The sequence below is a fragment of the Streptomyces resistomycificus genome, assembly GCF_001514265.1.
GTDB lineage: Bacteria > Actinomycetota > Actinomycetes > Streptomycetales > Streptomycetaceae > Streptomyces > Streptomyces resistomycificus.
Genome location: NZ_KQ948990.1, coordinates 266798 through 290669 on the forward strand (window position 1 = coordinate 266798; position 23872 = coordinate 290669).

Below are 23872 nucleotides of genomic sequence, written 5' to 3' on the forward strand. Positions count from 1 at the left end.
TGGCAGGTCACGCTGCGGCGATCTGTGCGGCAATTCGCTCGGCAGCCTGCACACGTTGCGCAGCCAGCTCTGCGGCGGCCCGGTCGATCTCGACGAGAAAGCAGCGGCGACTAGCCAGCACAGCGGCCACGCCCGTCGTCCCGGATCCGGCGCACGGGTCGACCACAAGGTCGCCGCGCAGGGTGCTGGACTCGATCAGGTCGGCGAGCAGCGGTACCGGCTTCTCATTCGGGTGCCGCGTGTTGCCGTTGGGACGCTGATAGCGCAGGACCGATCCCTTGCGAAGGCGGGCCGCCAGACCTCCGCGTCCGGAAGACCGGTCGGAAGGCCGCTTGCGGTGCACCCCGAAGGCGATGGGTTCGTGGCTCGCCGACCACGCCGTGGTGAGGTCTCCTTGAGGCAGCAGGATCTTGTCCCAGACGAGATCGGCTACCGCTCCCAGCCTGAGCGGCTCGGCCGCATCCTCAGAGCGGTAGCCGAACACGTACACGTGGCGGGAGTTGGCGAGGCCGCGATCGTGGCTGCCGCCCGGAGCGGCCCACTCGCCGAGGATCGCCAGCCAGTCCTGTGTGCCGTCGTCGCCAGCAATGGCGGGGCGGCTGGCCCAGTTGCTGCGGTAGTCGATGCCGTAGGGCGGGTCGGTGCACAGCAGTCCGTACCCGTCTGGGACGGCGGCGAGGATCTGCGGATCACGGCAGTCGCCCCAGATGATCGTGGCGCGCTCCGACTGGTGGAGGATCTGGCCGCCGGCGGGCGGGGTGAGGTCGAGGGCAAGCGTTTCGGCGGTCATGGGTGTGTCTCCTTCGGGTGTGGGGGCGGGTCAGGTCACGGGGCGCAGAACACGGACGGCCGTGAGGGCGAAGTCCGGCAGCGGCGTCCCGTAGCGGGCGTTGTGCGAGGCGACCGTGTCCAGCCAGTCCGCGAAGGCGATGGCCAGCTCCGGCGTGAACAGCCCGGCCAGCTGCGAGCAGACGCCGCCCATGCCGTTCTCGAATCCGTCCCGCCAGGCGGTGGCCCGGTCGTAGCAGGACCAGAAGTCGTCGTGGTCGAGGTCGGCGAGAGCGGCCTCGGCGATGGTGCGGATGTGGGCGGCGGTCTGGTGGACGGTGAGCGCGGGGCTCGGCGGCGGCAGCAGCGGCGTGGTGGTGGTCATCGGCCGGCCCCAGCAGACACAGCAGCAGCGGCGGCGGCGGTGTCCTCGCGCTGCCACTGCTCCTCGTGCTCGCGAAGGCGGCACTGGACGTCGAAGGCGCCTTCGTAGTCGCGGTCCTCGCGGGCTTGCGTGACCAACTCGGCGAACGACTGGCGGATCTCGTTGCGCTTGGCCTCCACGGCCGGGCGCTCCAGCTCGGCAACGCGGGCGCGGAGGCGGCGGACTTCGGCGAGCAGCGTCCGCACGTCCTCGCGGGCGTGGGCGATGAACTCGCCGTTGCGGGTCTCGCTCGTCGGGTTCCAGTAGCTGGCCAGCTGGTGGCCGTCGGGGCCGAGGACGTCGGAGTAGTTCTCTGACAGCGTCCAAGGGCCGGGGGTGGCGGCTTTCGCGCGGGTGTCGATGTCGTCGAGCTGCTGGGCGGTGAGCGGGGTGGGCTGGGTGTGCTGGTTCATGTGGGGTGTCCTGTCGTGTGTGGTGGCGGTAACCGGGTCGCGCGGTGGGCCGGCCGGTCAGGGCGGGCGCGGGACTACGGGCGGATCAGGCGGCCTCGCCTTCGATGACGCGCAGCTTCGGCTTGCCCGTACCGCGGCCTTCGAGCCGGTCCAGCTCGGCTTCGAGGGTGGCGAGGTGCGCGGCCTGCTCCTCAGGCGTCCACCGTGAGACCGGCTCGGAACGGCGGCGGGCGGGCTGGGCGTGGCCGAACGTGCCAGTCGGCAGGGCCTCGGCCATGAGGCGCTCGTAGGGCGTCATGCCGCTTCCCCAATCTCGGCACGGAGCCAGGTCTCGTGGGCAGCGGCGTCGTAGGGTCCGGCGGCGAGCCACTCAGCGGTCGCCTTGGCGGCGGCCTCCTTGCGCCAGCCGCGCTTGTTGGAACGCAGGGACAGCTCGCCGTCCTGCCAGCTGTCGCCGCAGTGACAACAGGTGACCGTGGGCCCGTACCAGGCTTCGTCCTGGACGAGCATGCGGCGCCGGGTCTTGCAGGTGACGCAGCGGAGGATGCGGCGAATCGGGTACCGCCGGGCGCGGCAGACGATGACGTTCATGCGGCGGTGGCCTCGGCTTCCTGGTAGCGGCGGGCGTGGACGGTGGTGCGGGCGCGGCCGTCTTCGTGGCAGGGCACCTCGGGCGTGACCTGGCATTCGGGGCAGCAGGCCGTGGCCTCGGCCCAGGCGGACACCCGCTGCGGGTGGGGCTGCGGAAGCTGCCGGCCGGAGGCTCGCAGGACGCAGGGCCGGTGTGCGTGGGCGCCGCAGTGCGGGCACGGGACGGCGCGGGCCGGGTGCTGGGCGGCTCGGACGAAGTGGCGGAGGCTGTCGGGCATCGGGGCGCCGGAGTGCAGGGTCATCGGGTCTCCTTGGGCGGGCAGTTGCCGCAGTCACAGGGCTGATCAGGGAAGTGCTCGGTGTTGCGGTAGTGGCGGACAGCCGCATCCCAGGCGGCTTTCGGCAGGGACCACTCCGGTGGCGGGCCGGGCGGGGAGCTGCCGGTCGGCCAGGCGCCGGGCCGGTGGCCGGGCGGCTTCGGGGCTGCAGGTTTCGGCGGCTGGGCGCGGCGGGCTTTGCCGGCGGCGATCTGCTGCCGCATGAACGCCTTCAGGTCCGCTCCCCCGCCCTCCGCACGCATCGCCTTGATGTCTTCGACCTCCGGCTCCCAGTCAGCGGTCACGACACGGCCTCCTCGTCGACGATCACGGCGTCGGGGATGTCGTCGGCTTCGCGGGCGAGGTGCGCGGCGGACATCTGCCGGATCCGCTGCTCCTCGGCGGCCCGCTCCGCCTCGGCGGCCTCAGGGATGCCGTTGGCGGCGCGGAGGCGGGCGCTGTGCGGCTTCAGACGCGGCTTCCCCAACGGCTGACGGTCCGTGCCGCCGGGCGCCTTGCACGGCTTGCCTATCGCCGCCCGGCACTTCTCCACCGGGCACACGACGCCCAGCGGGCCAGAACGGCGCACCGAGTCGATCAGCTCGGCCTCGACGGTGTCCTCATCGTCGACGGTCCGGTTGCCTTCCCAGCCGCGGGCTTCCAGCTCGCCCATCAGCTCGCGGGACGGGGCGCCCTCCAGTGCCAGCCGGCCGGTGGGGGCGGGGATGCGCCCGGAGGCGATCGCCTGAGTCTGGCCGCGGAGGCGGGCCAGGTACTCCGGCACGGTCTCGTCAGCGATGGGCTCGTACTGGAAGTTCTCCAGACGGGCACTGCGGATCTTCGTGCGGAGGGTCCGGATGTGGTGCGGCAGGATCCACAGCCGCTCGTTCGGATTCTGCGGCGGAGTCCGGTAGTAGAGCGCCACCGCGGCCTTCGCGTCCGCGTCCAGCGGCACGTCCTCGAGGGCGGCGGCCCAAGCCACAGCAGCAGCAGCAGACGGGTTGCGGTTGTCGAAGGCGGCGGCATGGCCGAGGAGTTCGGCCGCCTCGGTCGGATTCATGCGGAGTCTCCTTGCTCAGCGAGTTGGGCGGCGATGTCGGCCCAGCCAGCGACCTTCGCGTCGGTGCCGGTGAGGGTCTGGCCAGAGGGCAGGGCGATGACGTTGGAGGCGCTGTGCGCCTGCCGCATCTCAGAGAAGGCGAACTGGAGGGTGCCGGGGCTGACGGGCTTCGACAGGGAGCCGAGGCGCTCGAGGGCTTGCCAGAGCTCTCCCGAGTCGGTGCCGTTGGCGAGGGCGTCGGCGATGACCTTGCGTACCTGGCGCTGGCTGTAGGCGTTGCCAGCGCGATAGCGATCGAGGAAGGCGTCGGTCATCCGGTCTTCGATGGCCCTCTCGCCCGTCTGCGAGACGGCGGGGCTGTCGGACGACTGCCGGGGGGTAGGGGGGTTTCCCTTCCCTTCCCTGTTCCCTTCCCTTCCTTTCCTTTCCTGTGATGAGTCCTCACTGAGGTGTGCGTGAGTATTCAGTGAGTCGCTGTCGTGCCTGGTCACAGGGTCAGGAGGGGTCGGATCGCCCTCTTCGGGGGCCGGAAGCTTGCTTGGTGTCGGACGGTTGATCCTTTGGTGCTCAATCCAGCCCGTGACGGCGATGTACCGCTTTCGATTGAGCGTGTAGCGAGTAATCAGTGAGGACTCAGTGAGTGCCTTCAGGTCGATCTCGATGTCGGCCGCGGTGCGGTCGTCGAGCGGCCAGATCGCCGCCTTGATCAGGCGAGCGTCGTCCACGCATCGGCCGGCGTCGTCAGCGTGCGTCCACAGGCCAATGAAGGTGAGCCGCTGCTCGGGCGTGAGGTCGGCGATCGTGAGCGAGGTGAAGAACTCGGGCTTGATCGTGCGGATGCGGGCCATCAGTTCTCGCCGCCCACAGGGCGCGCCGCGATCTCAAACACAGAGAGGTGCCGGGTGAGGCAGGTACTCAGGTCTGGGTCTTGATACGCGCCAGCGCCTGTTGCTGCCGGGTAGAGGTCGGCGATCCAGATGTCGCCGTCGCCCACTCGCCACAAGTTCTCGAGGAATGTGGATCGCTCGGAGTGGGTTGGCCAGCGCCCGGATGAAGCTTCGAAGGCCCCGGCCCACGTCTCGATAACCCTCGCGACGTATTCCGTTACGCCGACCTTGCCCATCTCCTCTTCACTGAGCCCGAAGTGGAGGAGCCCCGTTCGCCGGGATCCCGCGTAGGCGGCGGCTCGGGCGACACGGCCGATGTAGATGTCGGCGTCGAGAAGGGTGTTGATCTGGGCCTGAATGCCTTGGGTGAGCTTGTCGTCGGGATACTCCCCTGCCGCACTGAGCCAGGCAGAGGTCCACTGCTGAAGAGCGTCCTCTCGGTCCGCCGCCTTGAGCGCCTCGGTCGCGTCGGCCTCGCCGAACCAGGCTGCATGTTGAGCGGCGTAAAGGACGCGGTGAGCATCCTCCCGTTTCCGCAACTGCTGGACGCTGGCCCGGAACTTGTCCAGAGCTTCGTTATCGATCTCGCCGAACTGTTCGTTTGTCCAGACGTCTACCGCTGCCTCGATCAGGGAATCTGCCGTCGGTTCTGCTGCGGGAGCGCCCCCGACGATCCTTCGCGCCTCCGCCTGCAGGGCAGTCACCTTGTTCCAGGCGATGCCGCAGACGTAGCGGAAAGTCCTGTCGGGCTTGACCTTCTGGTTGGCCATGGCGGCGTCGACGATGTCGGCCCACATCCAGGTGGGGATGCCGGCGACGCGGAAGCGTTCGATGCTCTGCTTCCAGCCGTCGTCCAGCGGGACCTTCTCGGTCTCGTCCTTGCCGACGTGCCACCGGTTCCATTCGGCGAGGAATGCGTCGCGGTACTCGTCCTTCGGCTTCTCCAGTTCCTGAAGGTTGACCGCGGCCTGCTTCATGGCGGCGGCCCAGCGGAGGGCGTCGTCGCTGACGCCGGCGACGACTGCGGAGTCGACGGTGGCGCTGCTCTTGCCGCTATTGCAGGGCTCGCAGCTGGTGGCGAGGTTCGTCGGTTCGTCGGTGCCGCCGAGCGCGACGGGGGTGACGTGATCGACGCGCAGCGGTACGTCCGGGGCGGACGCGCCGCAGTAGCGGCAGGTGTGGTTGTCCCTGCGGAGGATCTCGTAACGGAGGCGCTTGGAGACAGGCATGAATTGGTGTCCTTTGATCGTTCTGTACAGCGGTGTCTGCGAGCGCGAAGAGCCGCACGGGGACTGAGAATTAACGCTCCCGTGTACGTACACGACCCTACCGGTCGTGTACGTACACGGCAACGTTCTATCTGGCGCGCGTGTACATACACGCGCTACGCTCACGGCATGGCCCCGAAGGAGACCCACACGACCGCGCGCCCCGTCCGCATCCCGAAAGAGGACTGGGACGCTTTCGGCGCGCTCGTGGGTGATCGGGAGCGGTCGCGGTTGATCCGCGAGTTCATCGCCTGGTACCTGCGCCGGCCGAAGGCGACGCTGCCCAAGCGGCCGGACGCCGCGATCCATCGCTCCGACGGCAAGGTTGTGGCCGTCGAGGTGAAAAGCACGCACCGACCGCCTGGGCACTGACCTCATCGCTCCTCCTCCCCGGCCCCGCTTGTGCGGGGCCGTTGTCGTGTCCGGGCTAGGCGGCTTGTCGGCTGCGGGCGTAGTAGACGGTTTGTCGGGTGCAGCCGACGCGTTCGGCGGTGACCCGCGCGGGGAGCCCCCACTGGTCGCATTGGGCGATCGCGGCACGCCGTTCGATCCAGGTGAGGTCTGCGGGCGGTTCTCCGGCGGCGGCCCGTTCGACGGCGATCTCGTCGGGTGCGGGCGGCGCCCATGTCCAGTCGTTGCCGGCGGCCCGTCGTTTACTGCGGGCGCGGTGGACGGTGCGCTGGGAGCAGCCGAGTTGTTCAGCGACGGCCCGGGCTGAGAGCCCCTGCTCGTCGAGTTCGGCGATGGCGGCGTGGAGTTCGGCGGCGTTCATGCGGCTTCTCCCATCTGGCGTCGCGTCACTCGGCGTTGTTGCTGGCTGGCGCCGCCCCAGATCCCGGTCATGGCGCCGTCGACGGCTTCGAGCCGGTTGGCGTGGGCGGTGCAGTCGGGTCGGACGGGGCATTCACCGCAGATGCGTTTCGGCTGGCGGCTGCCGTGGCCGGGTCCGGTTTCGGTCCACGCTTCGGGGTCGGCTTGGGCGCAGAGAGCGGCGTCCATCCAGGCGTAGCGGTCGGCGGTCACGCGGCCATCCCCAATCCCGCAACGGCCTTGCGCCACTGCCTGTCGGCGGTGAGGTGGACGGTGCACAGGCCGCGCCCAGAACGCGCCTTGCGGCAGCCGTCGACGGTGCACAGCTGGTCGGGGCCGAGCATCCCGGCGTCGGCTTCCCACTCCTTGACGAGCCGCTCGTACACGCTGAGGTGGACGGAGACGACGGCGCGTTCCATGCCGTGGCGCCGGAGCCAGAGGGCGGCTTCGCGGAGTTCATCGCGGGTGAGCTCGGGCCTCGGCGTCTCGCCGGTGATGGCCCGCTCGACGGCGTAGTAGTCGACCTGCTCGGTGCTGAACTGGTCTTCGGTGGCCGGCGGGATGTAGACGGGGCGACGGCCGCAGGCGCGGCTGGCGGTGAGCTTGAGGTGGCGCCTCTCGATCATGAGATGTCCTCCTTCCGGCTGGCAGTGGGCAGTGCGTTGATGCGGCGGCAGGTCCACAGGGCGTCGATGTCGATGCCGCGTTGGTTGTCGGGTGCGGCGGGGATGTGGCGGCGTTCGCGCCAGAGGCTGCGGACGGCGAGCACGGCGCCGGGGGCGAGGACGGCCGGCACGAGCCAGGCGAGGTTCACGCGGCGGCCCTCCTAGCGGCGGCGGTGCCTTTCCAGGTGCGCACCCCGCTGTGGTGGACGGTGGGGCGGGCGGAGCAGGCCCAGCCCGCTTTCTTCACGTAGCCCTCGTCCTGCAGGAGGGTCATGAGCCGGCCCCAGTGAGCTTGCGGGTTCGGGGGCTGCGGCAGCTGGTGGGCGTCGGCGATCTCGAAGGTGGTGAAGGTGCGGCCCGACGCGGCGGCGGCTATGAACTTGGGCCAGACTTCGGCGAGCCACGACTCGTAGTCCTCGGCCTGCCGCTGCGTCTTCGTCTGCCGCGGCTCGGGGACGCTGCCGTCGAGGGCGGGCTGCACGATCGCGGTCATGACGCCGCCTCGTCCTGCTCCGCGCTGCCTGTGGGCAGTTCGATGACCTGGCCCTGGTCACCGTGGCCTAGCGTGGGGCGGTCCTCGCGCAGCTCTGCGTGCAACCAACGCAGCCCTTTCGGGGTGACCACGGTGTACGGGTGCGCGCCGGCCGCGCTGACCTCTGTGCGCACCGCGAAGTACCCGCGGTCGATGAGGTTCTGGTAGGGCAGAGTGGAGTTCTGCATGATGATCCCCATCCCGCGGAGCAGGTTGAGGAACCGCGTGCGGCCGACGCCCGTAACTGGGGCGAGGACCTTGGCCACTGCCCCCATGTCGAGGTAGCCGTCGGCGGCGATCAAGTCGTCGTACCCCTCAGCCTTTGGTGCGAGTTCGGCCACCTCACGGGAGAGTTCCGCGTTGGTGGTGGCGAGGTGCTGCTCGCGTTCCAGGGCGGCGATGTACCGATGTGCGAGCTCCAGCTCCGTCATCGGTCGTTCGGCCCGGACTTCCGCCTCCCGGGTGCGCATCGCGAAGTAGGCCTGCGCTGATGCGACCTCCGGCTTGTTCGGGTCGCCGTTCATCGCAAGCAGATAGGCGGCGACTCGGGTGAGGCGGTAATCAACCGAGGCGGGGCCGCTCTGACCTGCAACTTTACGCGTCTCCGTAAAGTTCTCCGCCACGTCGAGGCCCTGATTGCGCGCTGCCGTCTTGGCCCGCCCGAGGGCGGGAGCCAGAGACTGCCACTTGCGGTAGCCCATGAGGGCCTGAAGATCGCGAGCGGACCACCGGCCGTCTGCTCCCATAGCAGCGTCGAAGGGCGACCCCGTTGGCTCTTCAGGGTCGGGGGTGGCGACGAGGGTCTTCACAGGTTCCTCCCGGGGTGTGGTGTGCTGGTGGTGGGGCCGCCCCGATTCCCGCGGGGCGGCCTCAGGTGTGCGGGCTACTGCTCGGTGGGCTCGGGCGCGGGTTCGGCCTGCGGTTCGGCGGCCAGCCAGGCGAGGAGCGGGCCGGCGATGTCGCGCGCTCCCTGCGGGCGCTGGATGACCTTGCGATTGAGGGCCGGGCAGCGGGACTTGAGGACTTCGAGGGTGTTGTCTATGTCCATCGCCACGGCAACGTCGAACTCGTACTCGATGCCCTTGCGCTGCTCGGGCCGGGTGCCGACCTGCTTCGGCTTGCCGTTCTCCAGCACCCATTCCGTGTAGGAGCGCATCGAGGCGACGACGTGGCCGGGGTAGGCGAGGATCGCGGCGACCATGTCGTTCTGCATGGGGGTGCCGTCTTTCCAGCCGGCGAACTTGTTGCCGCCGTACCTGCTGCTGGCCTTCTCGACCTGGTCGAGGGTTCCGTCGGTGCCCTTCCAGAAGTGGGAGAGGCTGTCGACGAACACGGTCGGGTATCCGGCGTGCGCCGCGGCGTCGAGGGCACGGGCAAGGTCTCGCGGGTCGTAGCGGTCCATGGCGAGGGTGTCGAACTGGATGCCGCCGATCCCGGCGTACAGGCTGGCTGCACCCTTCTCGGTGTCGATGACGGCGAACCGCTTGCCCTCGGACAGGCCGTGGCAGATGCCGAGGCCGGTCCAGGTCTTGCCGGAGCCGGACAGTCCCTGGATGGACAGGCGGGCCTTACGGCCGGCCTTGCTGGCGGGGCTGAACGCGAAGTGCTCAGAGGTGGCCTGCTGGGCAGGGCGAGCAGCGCGGACAGGCGGCGGAAGCTGGGTCACGAGTTCTCCTGGGCGTACTTGCGCTCCACCCACGAGGGGAGCGAGAGGTAGGTGGTGCCTTCGCTGTAGGCGGGCCAGTGGCCGGTCTGTCGACACATGGCGTAGGTCCACAAGGCGCGGTCGTTGAGTTCGCCGCCGATCACGCGGGCGGGGAAGTCGAGTTCGACGACGGTCACCAGGTAGGGCGGTTGCTTTTCCTGGAAGACGAACTTGAAGGAGCCGCTGGGCGGGATGAGTCCGAGGTGGATGGCGCCGCGGCGGTAGAAGTCGTCTTGCTGGTGGTAGCCGTAGTCCTGCACGGCTTTCTGCAGGTAGTCGGGGTGGACGGACCGTGCGGACTTGTAGTCGACGATCTCGTCGGGGCGGAGCCAGTCGATGCGGCTGCGCCGCCAGATGTCGTCCTCTTCCCAGAAGATCGACTGTTCGGCGAGGCCGCTCCCTGGGGTGAGGAGATCGGATGCTTCGGGGTGGTTGGCGAGGGCTTCGGCCATGTCGTCGATCCGCTGTCGCGCCTCGGCTTTGAGGGGGACACCGCCGGCTGCCCGTATGGCGGCGAGCCGGGCCTTCGTCTCGTTGGTGTCCCAGCGCTTCTCGTCGACGACGACGAGCTCGGGGCCGTTGCCGAGGATCACGGTGTGCGCGGCGGTGCCGAACTCGAACTCGGGCTTGTAGGGCTCGGGGTTGTCGAGGAAGTACTTGAAGCGGGCGGGGCAGTCGGCGAGGCGGCGGGCGCCGGTCGAGGAGAGGCTGCCTCCGGGGATCGGGTCGGAGTGGTAGAGCTCGGCGTCGATGTCGTACAGGCCGGGCTGCACCTCGACCGTGGCGGTCATGCGACGCCGTCCAGGGGCATCGGGCGGGCGCACGCCTCACACAGGCCGGCGGGAACGAACGGGCCGTCGGTGCCCTGGCAGCGGGTGCAGCGGATCGCGGCGGCGGCCTGGAGTTTGGCGAGGCCGTCCTCGTCGTACCGGGCCAGGTGCAGCGCCTCGGACAGTTCCGGGTAGGCGTCGCGAAGGATGGCCCGGTTGCGGACGTCTGCGGATTCGATGGCGGCCATGAGGTGCTGGGTGAAGGTGCCGGGCTGCGCGCCGCCGCACCGGTCGTAGCGCCACAGCACGTGACGTGCGGTCTCCGTCGTGATGGTGATGCTGCTGGTGCTCATGTGATCTCCAAGAGGGTGTGGGGTGCCGGGCGCCGCCCCGCCGAGGGGGAGGGGTGGGGCGGCGCCTCGGCTGCCGCGGAGCTTTGGGGGAAGAGCTCGACGCGGCCGTATGGGAGGTGTCGGCCGGGCCGCTAGTCGGCGTCGGCGAGCTCGACGACCCGGTTGTGGGCCTCGTTGAAGTCGTCGGTGTCGAGGCCCATCCACGGCACGCGGTGCGTCATGGCGACCATGACGTCGAGGGCGTTGTAGCCGTCCGCCTTGAACTCGGCGGCGGTGGCCTCGATGTCGGCGTCCGTGTAGGTACCGTTGTGGGTGACGTCGCCTGGCATGTAGCTGCTGCCGGGCTCGTCGCACCAGGCGTAGCTGAGCTTTGCGTACAGGTCCCGTGCGGTCTTGCTGCTGATGGTGACCTGGAGGTAGTCCTCGTCGCGTGTCCAGTCGATGCCGGACTCCACCAGGATGGCGACGCCCTTGAAGGCGTCCTCGCGGCGCATCGCTTCCGCGATGGCGCGACCGTCGTGGTGGCCGATTCGCCAGCGGGCTGGGCAGTTGATCGACTGGTCGTTCGGCATGCGGAAGACGACGAGGCCGGGTGCGGCCTGGATGGCGTCGGGGACGGTGTAGCGCTGCTCGCCGTGGACGACCATGCGGTACTCGGTGGTCTCACCGATCATGAGGATCTCCTGTGGGATGCTGGTGTCGGATCCCCGGGCGTCGGTAGCGCTCGGGGGTTTTGCTGTCCGGTTAGGCGGCGGCCGGGCTGGTGGGCTTGCGGCGCCTCGCGATGCGCACCGACTGGTTGCCGCGGGTCTGGCAGGGACAGTTCGGGTGGTGCTGGCGGCTGATGGCGAGCTGTCCCGGCTGGCCGCTCACGGTCGTGATCACGTGGTGGCCGTTGCGGATGCCGTCGATGCTGGTGGGCTTACGCATCGGCGTCGTCCTCGGTGAGGCTGGCCTCGAACTCGGCGTCCACGGCGTCCTGAAGGTCGCTGAAGAACCGGGAAGCGAAGCGGTGGAAGGCCTCCCCGTCGGGGGTCAGCTCGGTGGTGTTCTCGGACATGGGTTCTCCTTGCGGTGGCGGTCAGGTGTGCCCGGGGTCGGTGACGGGTCCGAGGAGTCCGGCGTCGCGGGCGTCCCAGAGGGCGCGGACTTCGCGGACGTCGATCGGGCCGGTCGCCTGGTCGGCGGGATCCGACGTGTCACGAACCCAGGCAGGGACGGTGACCCGGGCGGCGTTCGCCTCAGCGGCAAGCTGCGCGCCGAACTTCTGCCGCAGCCAAACGACTTCCTCAGCGAGCGCGTCGCGCTGGCTGGTGACGTCATCGATGTCGGCGAGCTGCTGCACGACGAGTTCTTCGGCCGCGGCCTGCTTGGCGCGGCTCTCCCTCAAGTCCTGCTGCAGGAGGGCAACCTCATCGCCGGCGGCGTGCAGGTTGCCGAGGAGGATCACGACTTCCTGCCGCAGCTTGGCGACCTTGTCGACGGCGCGTCGGCTGCCGGTGCCCTTGAGCTTGGGGATCAGGTGCAGGCTCATGGCTTCTCCAGTCCGGTGCGGTCGATGTATCCGGCGGCTTCCGTGGCCTGGAAGTCGGCGGCGGTGCGGAGTTCGAAGTTGCGTTCCTGTGCGTCGGCCAGCTCGGCTTCCAGGTCGGCGATCCGCGTCTTGAGCCAGCAGATCGCGGCGGCCGGGTCGGGGTCGACGGCCGGCGGGGCGGTCACCGGGTCGCCTCGGTGACGTTGCCGTTCCGGTCGACGTAGATCCGGAACGGGCCGCGTGTCCCGTGGCTGAGGCGGTCGCAGAGTTCCTCCCACGTCTCCCCCGGCCCGCTGTCAGCCGGTTGGATACCGACGAGGGCGGCGAGACCGTGGACGCGGACCACGGGCGGCAGCGCGGCAAGATCGGCGACCGTCATGTCGTCACCCCTTGTGGGTGGCGGCGCAGCCACTCGCGGCGCAGCCTGTAGCGGGCGTGGACCTTGTCGACGGCGTCCAGGTACTCGGCCGTCGTCCACGGGCGGACACCCCTCGCGCGGGCCTCCCACGCCGCCTCCACGGCCAGCACGGAATCCATCTCCAGGTCAGCCAGCGGGCGGGGTTCGGTGACGGTCGCCATGTCACGCCACCTCCGCCGTCTTGAGGGAGGCCGCGTAGAGGTCGATGCCGTGGCGGATCGCGTGACAGCAGTGCAGGAAGCCGGGCGTGTAGTCGCAGAACTTCCACTCCCAGGTCTCGCCGAACGTCCAGCCCTGGTACCGGAAGTCGTCGAGTTCCTTCCGGGCCCCAGCCTCGTGGCTGATGTCGCCCCACTCGAAGATGTCGCGGGTGACCTCGGCGCCGATGCCGCGCGGCGCGTCTCCGTTGCGGATGGCCTCGACGACGTGCTGCTTGACCTGCTGCTCGAAGAGGTCCGGGTTGAAGCCCTCGATCTCGTCGCGCCCAGCCCGGACCTTCTCCGACCAGTAGCCGGGGTTGATCTGGCCACTGAAGGCGGTCTTCCGGAACAGGTCGAACATGTCGGGGGTGGCGTCGATGTCGAAGTGGAACGTCCAGCCCGCCTTGACGACGAGGTTGTACGGCCATGTGATCAGCTCGAACGGGTAGCGGCTGAACGGCGAGTCCGCCGTTCCCTCGAACCGCAGGTGCCGGTACAGGCCGTCGTCGTGCAGGACGGTCATCTGGTGGCTCGCCGTGTCGCGGGCGAACCGCTCGGCGATCTCCGGGTAGTCGCTCACGGCGTCTCCTGCGGGCGGTAGTAGGTGGGCTGTGCGGCGAGGGCGGCAGCCCAGTCGGGGTAGTCCTGGTCGCAGCCGCACGCCTCGGCGGGGCAGGCGCAGGCCAGGTCTGCGAACGCTGTGTCAAGCGGGTCGAGTTGGTGGGACTGCTCGACCAGATCGGCGATCCGCTGCTTCAGCGTCGACAGCGGCACGTCCAGGTCGGCGATCGGGCGGGACGGGGCGGTCACGACGCGGCCCCCGGAGCCTGTTCGCCGCAGGTCACGTTGCGGATCGTGCGGATGTCCGCCTCGAACGCCGACAGCTGCAGCGTCCACTGGCCGTCGATCTCGGCGTGGAACTTGATCCGTGCGTTCTCGCTGTCGGAACCGAACACGCCATTACCGAGGGCGGCAACGCGGACACGCATGCTGTCGTGCGAGACCTGGTGGGCGATGACCTTCTCGACATGCCCGGACTGCCAGGTGATCTCGTACACCTGGTGCGGGACGTTTGCGTAGAAGGACTCGCGCTTCTGGGATGATTGAGGCACGTGAAGCCCCTTTCGTTTCTACGGTTCGTGAGGGGTGGATCGCACGGCTTGGCCGCGGGGCCCCGGCTGCCGGTGTGCGAACCGGCGGTTGGGGTCTTGGCCGCTAAGCGGCGACGCGGGCCGGCTCGGCCTTGCTGAACGGCTTGACCGTGTAGCGCTCGATGAGGGCCACGATCTGCGCGCCGGTCAGGTAGTTGTCGCGGCCGTTGAAGACGTAGTCGATCTCCTTGCGGCGGCACATCTCGGCGATCTTGCGGCCGGAGAACGGGGCCCAGATGGCGGCCTCGTAGGGCGTGTAGGCGAAGAGCTGGCCTTCGGCGGTCTGCGGCGCCGGGAGCTTCTCGCGGATCTTGGGGGCGGGGCGCTTGCGGGGCGCGGACGTCGTGGCCTGGGGGGCGGTCACGGGGTCTCCTTGTGGGTGATGTCATCAGGGGTGACACCCAGCGCGTCCGCGACCTTTTCGATGTTTTCCGCACTCAGCCCGGCGAGTCCTCGTTCGACTCGGGAGAGGTGCGACCGATGGATCCCCGTCTTTGCGGAGAGCGTGCGCAGGCCCATTTGAAGAGCCCTCCTTCTGTAGCGGATAGCGCTGGAGTGCGGTCTCACGCCTTAGAAGCTAGCTACTCGATACGCTTCAGGCAAGCGCTAGTGCTACATCGGTGCGCTTTTTTATAGCTGCTCGGGACCGGCGCGCCCCCTACCTACCGGTAAGCACAGTGCGCCCCATGCAACCCAAACGCTCTGTTTGTGAGCCCAAGCGCAGGTCAAACGGCTCAATCCCCGCTAGGTGGTTGCATGGAAGTAGTGCATGATGGAGAGCCATGGAGCGAGATTGGGAACGGCTCGGCAGGGCATACGCGAAGGCCCGGACCGCGGCAGGCCTCACCCAGGAACAGGTCGCGGAGCGGCTGCACGTCAGCCGCACCCCCATCCAGGCCATCGAGCGCGGACGGCAGCCCAACGGCAAGGCCTTCACGAAGGTCACCCAGACGATGCGGTCCTACGCGCGCCTGGTCGGCTGGACCGAGGCGTCCCCCGATCTGATCCTCGACGGGCAGGAACCAGAACCGGCCACGCGACCCGTTTCACCGGCCGCCGAGTCCAGGTCCGGTCTTCCGCCGGCGATCGACCGCGAACTGCGTTCCGGGCAAACCCTCGACCACACCGTGGTGCACCTCAGCGGCGAAGGCGATGACGACGATGTCAGGCTCGTAGTCGTCCTCAAGGGCGCGGAGGGCATGAGCGAGGAGGAGATCGACCGGCGCTACGAGCAGTGGCGCAGGGCGCGGCGCCAGGTGCAGGCACTGGCCGGCGAACCAGACACCCCACAGGAGCCGTAAGGCATTTTCGGCCCCAGACGGTCGACTGTGACTCAAAAGTATGCTTCGATCGACAGACCGTCACCGAGGGGGGGCACTGCTCGGATCGGGGTAACAGCCCATGTGGGTCATGCACGTTGAGCGTGTTCAGGGTGACTACAGAGAACCCGAGATCATCGATCTCGAAGACGGCACAGGCTGCCTGTTCAGGCTGCACGAGATAGACATCAGCGAGGACGGCGTGAAGCCCCTCGCGAAGCTCCTCACCGAGCAGGCGCAGCGCTGGGCGCCCAGGCCGCCCGGCTCCCCCCTCGGCCCGGTTATTCCCGTGCGCTGGGAGCGCATCCCCAACCCGCCGGACCCGCTCGCCATAGGGGTCGACGACGGCCCCAACGGCATCACCTACACGCTGGACGCCAAGATGCTCAGCCAGCATGCCGCGGACTATCTCAGCCGACTCGACACGGAACGATCTCCGTACTGGCAGCGTGTACCCAAGGGCTACCACGACGGCAAGAACGACGCCGAGTAGCGAAGCGCAAGGGGGCACCGTGGCCTACGCCGAGAAGGTCTACAAGGTCCGCAACGGCAAGCAGACCAAGCAGTACACGTGGAAGGCCAAGTACAAGAAGCCCGACGGCAGGTACGGGTCCGAGTCCGGCTTCCCGACGAAGGCTCTGGCCGAGCAGTGGGGCGGGCAGCAGGAAGCGGCGATCCGCGCCGGAACCTGGATCGACCCGGACAAGCTCAACACGCCGTTCGGTGAGTGGGTCGAGATCTGGAAGACGGCCAACAAGAAGCGCCCCCGCACCCAGAGCGGTCGCGCTTACCTGCTGGCCAAGCTCCTGCTGCCCGAGTGGGAGCACACGCCGCTAATGCAGGTGAACAACGTCTTCACGGTGAAGTCGTGGGCAACCCGCATGGCCAAGCCGCACGGCAAGCACGACCCGGACACCGTCGCCCAGGCCCGCAGCCTGCTCTCGTCGATTCTCTCCGGCGCTGAGGACGCCGGCTACATCCCGGCGAACAAGCTCTACGGCAGGCGCATCCTCGTAGGCGGCGATCACCACGAGGAGGAAGAGGAGGTCTGGGCACAGCCCGACGAGGTGTACCGCATGAACCAGCGCATGAGCGGCGTGCACGGGCTGATGATGACTGCTGACTGCTACCTGGGATTCCGGTGGGGGGAGTTGGCCGGCCTGCACCGGGACAACTGCCTCCTCAAGCGCGAGGACAAGATCGACGGGCGGCCGTTCGTGCGGCACGTGATCCGCGTCGATCCGAAGGTGGGCTCTCTGCACGAGGATCCGGTGGAGCTCGACGAGGAGAGCCTGGCTGCATGGGAGGCCGCCGAGGACGCGCGGCTACGGAAGTGCATCGAGAAGGGCTGGAAGGCGAACCGCAGGAAGGCGCCGGCGAACAAGCTGCACGTCTATCTGGGGCCGCCGAAGAACAAGTACTCCGCCCGCGAGGTCGACGTTCCGGAGTTCCTGGTGCGGCGGCTGTCCGAGCACATCGAGGCGTGGCCGCACGCGTACCCGTTCTCGACGCCGAAGGGAACGTTCTGGCTGCGCGGGAACTTCACCTCGAGGCATCTGCGGCCGGCTGCCGACGGGCGGGAGGCGATCCCCCGGAAGCGGGGCTACGCCGGCCGGGACGCGTGGGAGTCGGTGCTGCCCGGTTTCACGATGCGGGGGGCCCGGCATACGCACGACACGTGGATGAAGGACGACGGTGTGGACCGGGCCCTGCGGTTCTTGACGATGGGCTGGGTGCCGAAGGATATTGAGGGCACCTATGAGCATGTGACGCCGGAGATGCGCAGGCATCGGCTGCAGTGTCTTGAGGCTCGGTGGGAGCGCGGGAAGCGCGTGGCGGCTGAGCGGGTAGGGAGAGAGCCCGGGGGGAGTTGATCTCCCAAGATTCTCCTAAATGATCTACCAGAGGCCCCTTACGGATCATGTAAGGGGCCTCTGACCTGCGGTGGGCGCGGACGGTTTCGAACCGCCGACATCCTGCTTGTAAGGCAGGCGCTCTACCCCTGAGCTACGCACCCGAGACGAGTCGACAGCCTACATTGCCCGGGGCACTGCCCCGCAAACCCGTATCGCTGCGAGGGCGGGACGGGGACGGGACGGGGGTTAACCCCACCCGCGATCCGGGAGCGGCCCGGATCCCCCGGCGGGCCCGGGCTCCGTACGGTCGAAGACACGTCAGCAGTCCTTCCAGGGGGAGATCCACATGGCCCGCATGGCCCGTACCGTTCCCGTCCGTGCCGTCGCCGTCGCCGGTGCCGTGGCGGCGCTCCTCGCCGGGGCCACCGCCTGTGGCACCTCCGCCGCCGACGACAAGGATCCCGACAGCCGGTCCTTCGCGCTGCAGGGCCGCACGCTCACCGTCGACTCCGACGACTCCGCGCTGGAGATCGTCGCCACCGACGCGCACCGGGCGGGCCGGATCGAGGTGACCCGTTGGTTCCAGGGCACGGTGGCCATCGGCAAGGACCCCGAGGTGACCTGGTCCATGCGGGACGACACACTGAAGCTGCGGCTGAAGTGCACGGGCGTGGTCGCCGACTGCGCGGCCAAGCACCGCATCGAGGTACCGCGCGGGGTGGCGGTGAACGTGCGGGACGGCGACGGCAGCGTGCGGGCACGGGGCTTCGAGGACGCGCTGGACATCCGTACCGGCGACGGGTCCGTCCACGTCACCGACTCCAGCGGCCCGCTGGAGCTGCGCACCGGCGACGGCTCGGTGCGCGCGGAGGTCTCCTCGCGCGAGGTGCGCACCCACACCGGCGACGGCTCCGTCCACCTCGAACTGGGCGCCGTACCCGACCTGGTGGAGTCCCGCAGCGGCGACGGCTCCGTGACGATCGCGCTGCCCGACGCCACCTACCGGGTGACGACGAGGACCGGCGACGGCGCGGAGGAGGTTTCGGTGCCCCGGAGCGCGTCCAGCTCCCACGTGGTGTCCGCGCGGACGGGCGACGGCAAAGTAACGGTCCGCACGGTGAACTGACCGGCCCGTGTGTTCGTCCTTAACCGGTGGGAGAATGACACGGGGCAGGACGGACCACAGCACGGGAGAGGGATGTGACGGCGACACCTTCGCAGCCGTACTCGCCGTTGGTGCCACGCGCACACCATCCTGTGCGTCACGCGCTGCGGGACACCCTCACCCTGGTCGCACTGCCTCTCGTCGTCGCGCTCGCGCTGCCCGCGTCCTTCGCGGGCGGCAGCAGCGGGACCCGGCGCTGGTTCGGCGGGCGGGCGGAGAGCCAGCGGGCCGAGGCGCAGGCCGCGAAGGACGCTGCCGCGGCCGCGTTCTACGAGCTCGACACGGCCCAGCGCGATCTGCGGATCTCGATCGAGACCATCACGGCCGTCGACGACTCCCCCGCGGCCCGGCGCGCGGTCGCCGACTTCCAGGCGGTCAGCGCCCGCATCGACGAGGCCAGCCACCAGTACATCAACGCCGTCGACGCGCACGACCTCGACCGTGACGACCTGGAGGCCTCGGCCGCCTCGCAGGCGCGCACCGCGCTCACCGAGGCCAAGGACGAGCTGGGCCGGGTCAAGCAGGACCTGGACCGGTTCACGGCCGGGCTCGGGCCGCTGCTCGGCAAGGCCGAGACCCAGCTGGCCCGTCTCGCCCCCTCGGTGGAGCGGGCCCGGCAGGGCCTGCTGGCCGCGTCGAACGCGCTGGACGCCGTCCGCGGTTCGGGGCTGACGGCGGACGACCTGGCCTCGCGGCTCGCCGCCCTCGGACCCGAGCTGACCAAGCTGAACCAGGGCGCCGGGGCGCACGGCGTCCCCCAGACCCTGGAGCGCGCCGAGCGCGTGGCGCGGGAGGCCGAGTCGGTCCGGGTGGAGGCCGAGCGGCTGCCGGAGCGGGCCGCCGAGATCGACCACCGGCTGGTCTCGCTGCGCACCCGCGCCCAGGCCCTCACCACCCGCGCCGGGCAGGTCGAGCCGGTGCTCAGCGAGCTGCGGCGCCGGTTCACGGCCGCCTGCTGGCAGGACCTCCAGCATGTGCCGGACCAGGCCGGGGAGAACGTGGCGCAGGCCGAGCTGAAGCTGCGCGAGGCCCGCGCCGCCCGTGACGAGCAGCGCTGGCCGGACGCCACCGCCCTGCTGTCGACGGTCCGGGCCCTGCTGAACACCACCGACGAGTCCGTCTCCGCCGCCGGGGACCGGCTGCGGCGGCTGAACGCCGTGCAGAAGGACCCGCAGCAGGAGATCGAACGCACCCGCTTCGCCATCCGCGACGCCCAGCGTCTCGCCATGGCCGGCCGGCACACCCCCGACCCGCACCACGCGCGCCCTCTGGACGACGCCGTGGCCCGCCTGGAACGCGCGATCGGCACCCTGGAGGGCCGCCATCCCGACTACTGGCACTTCCTCACGGAGACGGAGGCGGTACGGCAGGCGGTGACGCGGGTCGTGAACCAGATCCGGGACGAGCGCGGGGCCGGTCACTGATTCGCCCCTACGACGCCGGCCGGACGCCGGTTAACCTGTGCTCATGCCTCGCTACGAGTACCGCTGCCGGACCTGCGGCGACACCTTCGAACTGAGCCGCCCGATGGCGGAGTCCTCCGCTCCCGCCGACTGCCCCGCGGGCCACGACGACACCGTGAAGCTCCTGTCGACGGTGGCCGTCGGCGGCTCCGCCTCCTCGCCCGCCCCGGCCCCCGGATCCGGCGGTGGCGGCGGTGGCGGCTGCTGCGGCGGGGGCTGCTGCGGCTGACGGCCCCCCGGCCCGGCGCCTTCCTCAGGAAACCTTCAGGTGCGGTTTTCTACCGTGGGCGGCATGACAGCCGCACCGCAGTGGATCAACGGGCTCATGGACACGCTGGGCGCGCCCGGCGCCGGTCTCGCCATCGCCCTGGAGAACCTGTTCCCTCCGCTGCCGAGCGAGGTGATCCTGCCGCTCGCCGGCTTCGCGGCGAGCACCGGGCAGATGAGCCTGTGGGCCGCCCTGCTGTGGACCACCGCCGGTTCCGTGGTCGGCGCGCTCGCCCTGTACGGGGTCGGCGCGCTGCTCGGCCGTGACCGCACGGTCGCGATCGCGGCCCGGCTGCCGCTGGTGAAGGTCTCGGACATCGAGAAGACGGAGGCCTGGTTCCTCCGGCACGGCACCAAGGCGGTGTTCTTCGGCCGGATGATCCCCATCTTCCGCAGCCTGATCTCCGTGCCGGCCGGGGTCGAGCGCATGCCGCTGCCCGTCTTCCTCGGCCTGACCACTCTGGGCAGCGCCCTGTGGAACACGGCGTTCGTGCTCGCGGGCTATCTGCTGGGCGACAACTGGACGCAGGTCACGGACATCGTGTCCGCGTACTCCAAGGTCGTCCTGGTGGGGGCCGTCCTGGCGGTCGCGGCGTTCGTCGGCGTACGGCTGCTGCGGCGGCCGGGGTCGGGCCGCCGCAGGCGCGCGCGTGACGTGAGCGCGAACTCGTAGGGGTCAGGCCCCTCGGACACCGTGCAGGAACTCCCGAAGGATCCGCTCCCCCGCCAGCACGCCCCGCTCCGGCAGCGCGGTGATCGCCGGTGCGTTCCAGCCGGCCTCGGCCAGTTCGCCGTGGCCGGGGCGCCAGCCCCGGTCCGCGGCCAGCAGGAGGTCGGCGTCCAGGAGCGAGTCGCCGGCGGCGAGGGTGAGTTCGGCGCCGGTGCGGCGGGCGATCTCCCGCATGGCCGAGCTCTTGGTGAGCGGCTTCGGCACGGCGTAGATCTTGCGGCCCTGGAGGGAGACCGTCCAGCCGCGGTTCTCGGCCCAGACCGCGAGCTCCTTCACCCAGTCCTCGGGCAGCAGTTCGCGTTCGACGACGAGGTAGGCGAAGAGGTCCTCGGCCATGCGGTGCTTGCGCACCCACAGCGGGTCGGCCGTGTCGAGCAGGTGCTCACGGACCTCGTCGAGCGGCGCGCACTCCTCGGCCAGCCGGGCGGCCACGCGCACGTGCCAGTCGGGGTCGGAGACGCCGTCCACGAGGAGGTGGCCGCCGTTCGCGCAGATCGCGTACTTCGGCGCGGGTCCCGGCAGGTTGATGCGCTGGTACTGCTTGCGGGTCCGGGTCGTGGTCGGGACGAAGAGGGCCTCGTCACCGAGCTCGGTGAGCAGGCCGGCCGCCGTCTCCGTCATGTACGACAGCGGTCTGCTCTCGTGCACCTCGACACACAGCAGCCGGGGCGCCCGCGCGTCCGGCATGGTCAGCGCGAGGGCGGCCGCGGAGTAGATCAGCGTACGGTCGAGATCGCTCGCCACCAGGACCGGCATCAGAGCGTCACCGCCCTGCCGTCGGCGCCCGTGGCGCCCCGCGTGTACTTGGGGTGGATCAACCCCACGCAGGTGTACGGGAGTTCCGCGACCTCTTCCACGGGGACACCTCTCTGTTCGGCGAGCAGGCGGACATGGTCCAGGTCGGCGCCCGCGCCGGCCCGTGCCAGGATCTTCCAGGGCACCCGGCGCAGCAGGACGCGGGTGGTCTCCCCGACGCCGGGCTTGACCAGGTTGACATCGTTGATGCCGTAGTCCTCGCTGATCCGCTCGACCGCCGCCCAGCCCTCCCAGGTCGGGGCGCGGTCGCCGGACAGCAGTTCCTTGGCCTGGGCGTCGACGGCGTCGACGACCTCGGGGAAGCGGGCGGCGACCGCGTCCAGGAAGGCCACCGACACGTCGGTGGCGGCGAGTTCGCGGTAGAACTTCGCGCCGTGGAAGTCGTTCGGGCCGACCAGGTCCGCGCGCAGGACGGTGCGCGAGATCAGGCCCGAGACGGTCGAGTTGAGGCAGGCGGAGGGGATCAGGAAGTCCTCGCGGGTGCCGTACGTCCGCACGCAGGAGCCCGGGTCGGCGAGCACCGCGATCTCCGGGTCGAAGCCCACCGCACCGCCACCGGCCTCGAACTCCTTGACGGCGTCGGCCAGTTCGCGGGTGATGGCGCCCTTGCCGGTCCAGCCGTCGACGAACACCACGTCACGCGGGTCGTGGTGGGCCGCCAGCCAGCGCAGCGCGTTGGCGTCGATGCCCCGGCCGCGCACGATGGAGACGGCGTAGTGGGGCAGGTCGAGGCCGTGCCGGAACCCGGCCCAGCGGCGCATCAGCACACCGATCGGCGTACCGGCCCGGGCCAGCGACACGAGCACCGGCCGGGGGGAGCGTTCGGCGAGCACCAGCTCGGTGACCGCGCCGACCGCCCGTGCCAGCCGGGCCGCCGACGCCTCCAGCGCGGTGTGGAACAGCTGTTGGTACTGCTCGCTGGGCTGGTACTCCACCGGCAGCGACTCGGCGTAGTGCGCGCCGCCGCTCTGGATGGCCTCCTCGCGCTCCTCGGTCGGCGCCTCCAGCGTCACGTCCGAGAGGTCCTGCAGCAGCCAGCCGACCTCCTCGGGCGCGTACGAGGAGAAGGCGGGGCCACGGAGGGGCTCGGGCAGCATGGCGGGCCTTTCGGGGACGTACGAGGGGACGACCGCGAGGACGACGTGCGGGGTGTGGGCGGAGAGCTGCGCCAGCAGGCCGTCGGGGGCGTGCAGTTCGGGGGTGTCGGCGACCGAGTCGACCACGGTCACCACGGTGTCGAAGCCGCCGCCCGCCACGTTGTGGGCGTAGCGCTCGCCGGGGCCGTCGGCCGGGGCGTCATGGGCGGGGAAGACGATGCGGCTGCGGATCGCGTAGCCGGGGTCGTCGACCGCGAGGACGGGTGAGCGGGTGGTGGTGGAGGAGAACACCGCGGCGTCCGCGATCCGCTCCAGCTCGCGGGCCAGCCGCAGTGGCGCGTACATAAACTCCTCGAAGCCGAGCACCAGCACCCGCCGGGCACCCGCGGGCAGCGCCTCGGCGAGCCGGGCGGCCATGGCGGGCAGCGCGCCCTCCAGGCGTATTCGGTGCTGCGGCGTGAACCCGTGCCGCCCGCCGTCGGGCAGGCCGCGGGGCCAGCCCAGGTCGACCCGGGTCACACGGCCGTACGACGAGGGCTCGGCCGGCGGGGCCGCGCGCTCGTGCCGGGCGACCAGCTCCTGCCCCTTCTCCAGCACACCCTCCGGGAGCCGTACGGTCCCGGAGGCGGCCGCCACCAGGTCCACGCGGGCACCGATCTCACGCGCGAAGTCCGCGAGCCGGCCGACGTCCTCGGGCGAGCGCATGTCGACCAGGGCGACCACCACGTACCGCCTCCGCGGATAGCGTGCGTGCAGGTCGCGGATGGTGTTGAGGACCGTGTTCCCGGTCGAGAACTCGTCGTCCACCAGGACCAGCGGCCCGTCCCCGGCCAGCAGCGCCGGGTCCTCGGGCAGCAGCAGGTGGGAGGTGGCGTGCGAGTGGGACTCCTCGAAGCCGCCCGCCGCGGCCACACCCTCGACCGGGCGGCGGGTGGAGTGCAGGTAGGGCGCGACGCCCAGACCGTCGGCGACGGAGTGGCCGAGCCCGGTGGCCGTCTCCGCATAGCCGAGGACGACCGACCGGCCGGCCTCCTCGGCGCCCAGCAGGTCACGGACGCGGCGACCGAGAGTGAAGCCCTGGCCGTAGATGACGGACGGTGACTGCGGGACGTGCTTGCCGAGCACGTTCGACACCAGCAGGTGCGCCCGCTTGGGGTTGCGGCGCAGCGCCAGCCCCAGCAGGTCCGTCAGGTCGTCGTCGCCCACCAGTTCGACACCGAGTCGCTCGGCGACCCAGGTGCCGGACCAGACGCCGTTGTTGACTGCGTTGTTCATGCGTCCCTTGCTGTTCGG

Annotated in this window: 41 protein-coding genes and 1 tRNA gene; 8 read left to right on the forward strand and 34 right to left on the reverse strand. The window is 70.1% G+C overall.

What is annotated here, in order from left to right:
• Positions 1–7: 7 nt before the first annotated feature.
• The 10 genes from AQJ84_RS11265 to AQJ84_RS11310 all read right to left on the reverse strand — a co-directional run bounded on the left by AQJ84_RS11265 (position 8) and on the right by AQJ84_RS11310 (position 5689).
• A complete protein-coding gene (locus tag AQJ84_RS11265; protein ID WP_030040176.1) occupies positions 8–790 on the reverse strand; it encodes a DNA-methyltransferase in 783 nt (260 codons plus the stop codon).
• 30 nt (positions 791–820) lie between these two features.
• A complete protein-coding gene (locus AQJ84_RS43005; RefSeq protein ID WP_053192033.1) occupies positions 821–1153 on the reverse strand; it encodes a hypothetical protein in 333 nt (110 codons plus the stop codon).
• Positions 1150–1605 carry a hypothetical protein gene (locus AQJ84_RS11275; RefSeq protein WP_053192034.1) on the reverse strand — a complete coding sequence of 152 codons (456 nt, stop codon included), beginning with the start codon at positions 1603–1605 and terminating at the stop codon, positions 1150–1152. Before AQJ84_RS11275 ends, AQJ84_RS43005 begins: the two co-directional genes overlap by 4 nt.
• 85 nt (positions 1606–1690) lie before the next feature.
• Positions 1691–1903 (reverse strand): hypothetical protein, encoded by a 213-nt coding sequence (locus tag AQJ84_RS11280; protein ID WP_030040173.1) that lies wholly within the window; start codon positions 1901–1903, stop codon positions 1691–1693.
• On the reverse strand, positions 1900–2196 hold the full coding sequence (locus AQJ84_RS11285) for a hypothetical protein (protein WP_051869838.1): 297 nt from the start codon (positions 2194–2196) through the stop codon (positions 1900–1902). The genes AQJ84_RS11280 and AQJ84_RS11285 overlap by 4 nt, the downstream gene beginning before the upstream one ends.
• Positions 2193–2498: a zinc finger domain-containing protein gene (locus AQJ84_RS11290; RefSeq protein WP_030040172.1), complete on the reverse strand. Its 306-nt coding sequence runs from the start codon at positions 2496–2498 to the stop codon at positions 2193–2195. The genes AQJ84_RS11285 and AQJ84_RS11290 overlap by 4 nt, the downstream gene beginning before the upstream one ends.
• On the reverse strand, positions 2495–2818 hold the full coding sequence (locus AQJ84_RS11295; RefSeq protein ID WP_037802779.1) for a hypothetical protein: 324 nt from the start codon (positions 2816–2818) through the stop codon (positions 2495–2497). The genes AQJ84_RS11290 and AQJ84_RS11295 overlap by 4 nt, the downstream gene beginning before the upstream one ends.
• Positions 2815–3573, reverse strand: a complete 759-nt coding sequence (locus AQJ84_RS11300; RefSeq protein ID WP_051869837.1) for a zinc finger domain-containing protein — start codon at positions 3571–3573, stop codon at positions 2815–2817. The genes AQJ84_RS11295 and AQJ84_RS11300 overlap by 4 nt, the downstream gene beginning before the upstream one ends.
• Positions 3570–4421, reverse strand: a complete 852-nt coding sequence (locus tag AQJ84_RS11305) for a hypothetical protein (RefSeq protein WP_030040170.1) — start codon at positions 4419–4421, stop codon at positions 3570–3572. Before AQJ84_RS11305 ends, AQJ84_RS11300 begins: the two co-directional genes overlap by 4 nt.
• Positions 4421–5689 (reverse strand): HNH endonuclease, encoded by a 1269-nt coding sequence (locus tag AQJ84_RS11310; protein WP_030040169.1) that lies wholly within the window; start codon positions 5687–5689, stop codon positions 4421–4423. Before AQJ84_RS11310 ends, AQJ84_RS11305 begins: the two co-directional genes overlap by 1 nt.
• Positions 5690–5857: 168 nt before the next feature.
• Between AQJ84_RS11310 and AQJ84_RS11315 the strand changes: the two genes are divergently transcribed.
• Positions 5858–6100, forward strand: a complete 243-nt coding sequence (locus AQJ84_RS11315) for a hypothetical protein (protein ID WP_030040168.1) — start codon at positions 5858–5860, stop codon at positions 6098–6100.
• Positions 6101–6155: 55 nt separating this feature from the next.
• Here the strand turns inward: AQJ84_RS11315 and AQJ84_RS11320 are convergent, their stop codons facing one another.
• The 21 genes from AQJ84_RS11320 to AQJ84_RS40780 form a co-directional block, all read right to left on the reverse strand.
• Positions 6156–6500 carry a helix-turn-helix domain-containing protein gene (locus AQJ84_RS11320; RefSeq protein ID WP_030040167.1) on the reverse strand — a complete coding sequence of 115 codons (345 nt, stop codon included), beginning with the start codon at positions 6498–6500 and terminating at the stop codon, positions 6156–6158.
• Entirely contained in the window at positions 6497–6751 is a 255-nt protein-coding gene (locus AQJ84_RS11325) for a WhiB family transcriptional regulator (protein WP_037802778.1), read from the reverse strand. The genes AQJ84_RS11320 and AQJ84_RS11325 overlap by 4 nt, the downstream gene beginning before the upstream one ends.
• Positions 6748–7164, reverse strand: a complete 417-nt coding sequence (locus AQJ84_RS11330) for a hypothetical protein (RefSeq protein WP_030040165.1) — start codon at positions 7162–7164, stop codon at positions 6748–6750. Before AQJ84_RS11330 ends, AQJ84_RS11325 begins: the two co-directional genes overlap by 4 nt.
• Positions 7161–7352, reverse strand: coding sequence for a hypothetical protein (locus AQJ84_RS11335; protein WP_030040164.1), 192 nt, complete (start codon positions 7350–7352; stop codon positions 7161–7163). Before AQJ84_RS11335 ends, AQJ84_RS11330 begins: the two co-directional genes overlap by 4 nt.
• The gene (locus AQJ84_RS11340; RefSeq protein WP_053192036.1) at positions 7349–7696 is read right to left on the reverse strand and encodes a hypothetical protein; all 348 of its coding nucleotides are present in this window, start codon (positions 7694–7696) and stop codon (positions 7349–7351) included. Before AQJ84_RS11340 ends, AQJ84_RS11335 begins: the two co-directional genes overlap by 4 nt.
• Entirely contained in the window at positions 7693–8544 is an 852-nt protein-coding gene (locus AQJ84_RS11345) for a phage antirepressor KilAC domain-containing protein (RefSeq protein ID WP_051869835.1), read from the reverse strand. Before AQJ84_RS11345 ends, AQJ84_RS11340 begins: the two co-directional genes overlap by 4 nt.
• A gap of 74 nt (positions 8545–8618) precedes the next feature.
• Positions 8619–9401: an ATP-binding protein gene (locus AQJ84_RS11350; protein WP_051869834.1), complete on the reverse strand. Its 783-nt coding sequence runs from the start codon at positions 9399–9401 to the stop codon at positions 8619–8621.
• Positions 9398–10231, reverse strand: coding sequence for a PD-(D/E)XK nuclease-like domain-containing protein (locus tag AQJ84_RS11355; RefSeq protein WP_030040160.1), 834 nt, complete (start codon positions 10229–10231; stop codon positions 9398–9400). Before AQJ84_RS11355 ends, AQJ84_RS11350 begins: the two co-directional genes overlap by 4 nt.
• Entirely contained in the window at positions 10228–10563 is a 336-nt protein-coding gene (locus tag AQJ84_RS11360) for a hypothetical protein (RefSeq protein WP_051869832.1), read from the reverse strand. The genes AQJ84_RS11355 and AQJ84_RS11360 overlap by 4 nt, the downstream gene beginning before the upstream one ends.
• A gap of 131 nt (positions 10564–10694) precedes the next feature.
• A complete protein-coding gene (locus AQJ84_RS11365) occupies positions 10695–11237 on the reverse strand; it encodes a hypothetical protein (RefSeq protein ID WP_030040158.1) in 543 nt (180 codons plus the stop codon).
• 70 nt (positions 11238–11307) lie between these two features.
• The gene (locus tag AQJ84_RS11370; RefSeq protein ID WP_030040157.1) at positions 11308–11493 is read right to left on the reverse strand and encodes a hypothetical protein; all 186 of its coding nucleotides are present in this window, start codon (positions 11491–11493) and stop codon (positions 11308–11310) included.
• Positions 11486–11623, reverse strand: a complete 138-nt coding sequence (locus AQJ84_RS43010; protein ID WP_157874981.1) for a hypothetical protein — start codon at positions 11621–11623, stop codon at positions 11486–11488. Before AQJ84_RS43010 ends, AQJ84_RS11370 begins: the two co-directional genes overlap by 8 nt.
• A 21-nt stretch (positions 11624–11644) precedes the next feature.
• Positions 11645–12097, reverse strand: coding sequence for a hypothetical protein (locus tag AQJ84_RS11375; protein ID WP_030040156.1), 453 nt, complete (start codon positions 12095–12097; stop codon positions 11645–11647).
• Positions 12094–12282, reverse strand: a complete 189-nt coding sequence (locus AQJ84_RS11380) for a hypothetical protein (protein WP_053192038.1) — start codon at positions 12280–12282, stop codon at positions 12094–12096. The genes AQJ84_RS11375 and AQJ84_RS11380 overlap by 4 nt, the downstream gene beginning before the upstream one ends.
• Entirely contained in the window at positions 12279–12476 is a 198-nt protein-coding gene (locus tag AQJ84_RS11385) for a hypothetical protein (RefSeq protein WP_053192040.1), read from the reverse strand. Before AQJ84_RS11385 ends, AQJ84_RS11380 begins: the two co-directional genes overlap by 4 nt.
• Positions 12473–12676, reverse strand: coding sequence for a hypothetical protein (locus tag AQJ84_RS11390; protein ID WP_030040154.1), 204 nt, complete (start codon positions 12674–12676; stop codon positions 12473–12475). Before AQJ84_RS11390 ends, AQJ84_RS11385 begins: the two co-directional genes overlap by 4 nt.
• Position 12677: 1 nt before the next feature.
• Positions 12678–13295, reverse strand: a complete 618-nt coding sequence (locus AQJ84_RS11395; protein WP_051869831.1) for a hypothetical protein — start codon at positions 13293–13295, stop codon at positions 12678–12680.
• Positions 13292–13525: a hypothetical protein gene (locus tag AQJ84_RS11400; protein WP_030040152.1), complete on the reverse strand. Its 234-nt coding sequence runs from the start codon at positions 13523–13525 to the stop codon at positions 13292–13294. The genes AQJ84_RS11395 and AQJ84_RS11400 overlap by 4 nt, the downstream gene beginning before the upstream one ends.
• On the reverse strand, positions 13522–13827 hold the full coding sequence (locus tag AQJ84_RS11405; protein WP_030040151.1) for a hypothetical protein: 306 nt from the start codon (positions 13825–13827) through the stop codon (positions 13522–13524). Before AQJ84_RS11405 ends, AQJ84_RS11400 begins: the two co-directional genes overlap by 4 nt.
• Positions 13828–13930: 103 nt before the next feature.
• Positions 13931–14230, reverse strand: coding sequence for a hypothetical protein (locus AQJ84_RS11410; RefSeq protein WP_030040150.1), 300 nt, complete (start codon positions 14228–14230; stop codon positions 13931–13933).
• A complete protein-coding gene (locus AQJ84_RS40780) occupies positions 14227–14433 on the reverse strand; it encodes a helix-turn-helix domain-containing protein (RefSeq protein ID WP_225877219.1) in 207 nt (68 codons plus the stop codon). The genes AQJ84_RS11410 and AQJ84_RS40780 overlap by 4 nt, the downstream gene beginning before the upstream one ends.
• Positions 14434–14648: 215 nt before the next feature.
• On the opposite strand from AQJ84_RS40780, the gene AQJ84_RS11415 reads away from it, so the two are divergent.
• The 3 genes from AQJ84_RS11415 (at position 14649) to AQJ84_RS11425 (ending at position 17059) form a co-directional block, all read left to right on the forward strand.
• Positions 14649–15167 carry a helix-turn-helix domain-containing protein gene (locus AQJ84_RS11415; RefSeq protein ID WP_051869829.1) on the forward strand — a complete coding sequence of 173 codons (519 nt, stop codon included), beginning with the start codon at positions 14649–14651 and terminating at the stop codon, positions 15165–15167.
• A gap of 109 nt (positions 15168–15276) precedes the next feature.
• Positions 15277–15678 (forward strand): hypothetical protein, encoded by a 402-nt coding sequence (locus AQJ84_RS11420; RefSeq protein WP_128092250.1) that lies wholly within the window; start codon positions 15277–15279, stop codon positions 15676–15678.
• A gap of 19 nt (positions 15679–15697) precedes the next feature.
• Entirely contained in the window at positions 15698–17059 is a 1362-nt protein-coding gene (locus AQJ84_RS11425) for a hypothetical protein (protein ID WP_051869826.1), read from the forward strand.
• A gap of 71 nt (positions 17060–17130) precedes the next feature.
• Here the strand turns inward: AQJ84_RS11425 and AQJ84_RS11430 are convergent.
• A tRNA-Val gene (locus tag AQJ84_RS11430) sits at positions 17131–17202 on the reverse strand.
• 194 nt (positions 17203–17396) lie between these two features.
• On the opposite strand from AQJ84_RS11430, the gene AQJ84_RS11435 reads away from it, so the two are divergent.
• The 4 genes from AQJ84_RS11435 to AQJ84_RS11450 all read left to right on the forward strand — a co-directional run bounded on the left by AQJ84_RS11435 (position 17397) and on the right by AQJ84_RS11450 (position 20609).
• Positions 17397–18167 carry a DUF4097 family beta strand repeat-containing protein gene (locus tag AQJ84_RS11435; RefSeq protein ID WP_030040146.1) on the forward strand — a complete coding sequence of 257 codons (771 nt, stop codon included), beginning with the start codon at positions 17397–17399 and terminating at the stop codon, positions 18165–18167.
• Between the two features lie 74 nt (positions 18168–18241).
• Positions 18242–19630 carry a coiled-coil domain-containing protein gene (locus AQJ84_RS11440; protein ID WP_053192041.1) on the forward strand — a complete coding sequence of 463 codons (1389 nt, stop codon included), beginning with the start codon at positions 18242–18244 and terminating at the stop codon, positions 19628–19630.
• Between the two features lie 43 nt (positions 19631–19673).
• Complete coding sequence (locus tag AQJ84_RS11445; protein WP_053192081.1) at positions 19674–19898, forward strand: FmdB family zinc ribbon protein; 225 nt, start codon at positions 19674–19676, stop codon at positions 19896–19898.
• Positions 19899–19961: 63 nt separating this feature from the next.
• Positions 19962–20609: a DedA family protein gene (locus tag AQJ84_RS11450; RefSeq protein WP_053192043.1), complete on the forward strand. Its 648-nt coding sequence runs from the start codon at positions 19962–19964 to the stop codon at positions 20607–20609.
• A 3-nt stretch (positions 20610–20612) separates the two neighbouring features.
• On the opposite strand, the gene AQJ84_RS11455 is transcribed toward AQJ84_RS11450, so the two are convergent.
• On the reverse strand, positions 20613–21422 hold the full coding sequence (locus AQJ84_RS11455) for an HAD family hydrolase (RefSeq protein ID WP_030040141.1): 810 nt from the start codon (positions 21420–21422) through the stop codon (positions 20613–20615).
• Complete coding sequence (locus tag AQJ84_RS11460) at positions 21422–23854, reverse strand: phosphoribosyltransferase (RefSeq protein ID WP_030040140.1); 2433 nt, start codon at positions 23852–23854, stop codon at positions 21422–21424. Before AQJ84_RS11460 ends, AQJ84_RS11455 begins: the two co-directional genes overlap by 1 nt.
• Positions 23855–23872 lie beyond the last annotated feature (18 nt).

Excerpts from the sequence above, each read along its gene's own strand:
- AQJ84_RS11420 (WP_128092250.1), top strand. The coding sequence starts at position 15,277 with ATGCACGTTGAGCGTGTTCAGGGTGACTACAGAGAACCCGAGATCATC.
- AQJ84_RS11415 (WP_051869829.1), top strand. The coding sequence starts at position 14,649 with ATGGAGCGAGATTGGGAACGGCTCGGCAGGGCATACGCGAAGGCCCGG.
- AQJ84_RS11360 (WP_051869832.1), bottom strand. The coding sequence starts at position 10,563 with ATGAGCACCAGCAGCATCACCATCACGACGGAGACCGCACGTCACGTG.
- AQJ84_RS11365 (WP_030040158.1), bottom strand. The coding sequence starts at position 11,237 with ATGATCGGTGAGACCACCGAGTACCGCATGGTCGTCCACGGCGAGCAG.
- AQJ84_RS11285 (WP_051869838.1), bottom strand. The coding sequence starts at position 2,196 with ATGAACGTCATCGTCTGCCGCGCCCGGCGGTACCCGATTCGCCGCATC.
- AQJ84_RS11370 (WP_030040157.1), bottom strand. The coding sequence starts at position 11,493 with ATGCGTAAGCCCACCAGCATCGACGGCATCCGCAACGGCCACCACGTG.
- AQJ84_RS11455 (WP_030040141.1), bottom strand. The coding sequence starts at position 21,422 with ATGCCGGTCCTGGTGGCGAGCGATCTCGACCGTACGCTGATCTACTCC.
- AQJ84_RS11320 (WP_030040167.1), bottom strand. The coding sequence starts at position 6,500 with ATGAACGCCGCCGAACTCCACGCCGCCATCGCCGAACTCGACGAGCAG.
- AQJ84_RS11280 (WP_030040173.1), bottom strand. The coding sequence starts at position 1,903 with ATGACGCCCTACGAGCGCCTCATGGCCGAGGCCCTGCCGACTGGCACG.
- AQJ84_RS11275 (WP_053192034.1), bottom strand. The coding sequence starts at position 1,605 with ATGAACCAGCACACCCAGCCCACCCCGCTCACCGCCCAGCAGCTCGAC.
- AQJ84_RS11375 (WP_030040156.1), bottom strand. The coding sequence starts at position 12,097 with ATGAGCCTGCACCTGATCCCCAAGCTCAAGGGCACCGGCAGCCGACGC.
- AQJ84_RS11310 (WP_030040169.1), bottom strand. The coding sequence starts at position 5,689 with ATGCCTGTCTCCAAGCGCCTCCGTTACGAGATCCTCCGCAGGGACAAC.
- AQJ84_RS11265 (WP_030040176.1), bottom strand. The coding sequence starts at position 790 with ATGACCGCCGAAACGCTTGCCCTCGACCTCACCCCGCCCGCCGGCGGC.
- AQJ84_RS11435 (WP_030040146.1), top strand. The coding sequence starts at position 17,397 with ATGGCCCGTACCGTTCCCGTCCGTGCCGTCGCCGTCGCCGGTGCCGTG.
- AQJ84_RS11340 (WP_053192036.1), bottom strand. The coding sequence starts at position 7,696 with ATGACCGCGATCGTGCAGCCCGCCCTCGACGGCAGCGTCCCCGAGCCG.
- AQJ84_RS11460 (WP_030040140.1), bottom strand. The coding sequence starts at position 23,854 with ATGAACAACGCAGTCAACAACGGCGTCTGGTCCGGCACCTGGGTCGCC.
- AQJ84_RS11445 (WP_053192081.1), top strand. The coding sequence starts at position 19,674 with ATGCCTCGCTACGAGTACCGCTGCCGGACCTGCGGCGACACCTTCGAA.
- AQJ84_RS11315 (WP_030040168.1), top strand. The coding sequence starts at position 5,858 with ATGGCCCCGAAGGAGACCCACACGACCGCGCGCCCCGTCCGCATCCCG.
- AQJ84_RS11355 (WP_030040160.1), bottom strand. The coding sequence starts at position 10,231 with ATGACCGCCACGGTCGAGGTGCAGCCCGGCCTGTACGACATCGACGCC.
- AQJ84_RS11385 (WP_053192040.1), bottom strand. The coding sequence starts at position 12,476 with ATGACGGTCGCCGATCTTGCCGCGCTGCCGCCCGTGGTCCGCGTCCAC.
- AQJ84_RS43005 (WP_053192033.1), bottom strand. The coding sequence starts at position 1,153 with ATGACCACCACCACGCCGCTGCTGCCGCCGCCGAGCCCCGCGCTCACC.
- AQJ84_RS11390 (WP_030040154.1), bottom strand. The coding sequence starts at position 12,676 with ATGGCGACCGTCACCGAACCCCGCCCGCTGGCTGACCTGGAGATGGAT.
- AQJ84_RS11330 (WP_030040165.1), bottom strand. The coding sequence starts at position 7,164 with ATGATCGAGAGGCGCCACCTCAAGCTCACCGCCAGCCGCGCCTGCGGC.
- AQJ84_RS11305 (WP_030040170.1), bottom strand. The coding sequence starts at position 4,421 with ATGGCCCGCATCCGCACGATCAAGCCCGAGTTCTTCACCTCGCTCACG.
- AQJ84_RS11300 (WP_051869837.1), bottom strand. The coding sequence starts at position 3,573 with ATGAATCCGACCGAGGCGGCCGAACTCCTCGGCCATGCCGCCGCCTTC.
- AQJ84_RS11290 (WP_030040172.1), bottom strand. The coding sequence starts at position 2,498 with ATGACCCTGCACTCCGGCGCCCCGATGCCCGACAGCCTCCGCCACTTC.
- AQJ84_RS11450 (WP_053192043.1), top strand. The coding sequence starts at position 19,962 with ATGACAGCCGCACCGCAGTGGATCAACGGGCTCATGGACACGCTGGGC.
- AQJ84_RS43010 (WP_157874981.1), bottom strand. The coding sequence starts at position 11,623 with ATGTCCGAGAACACCACCGAGCTGACCCCCGACGGGGAGGCCTTCCAC.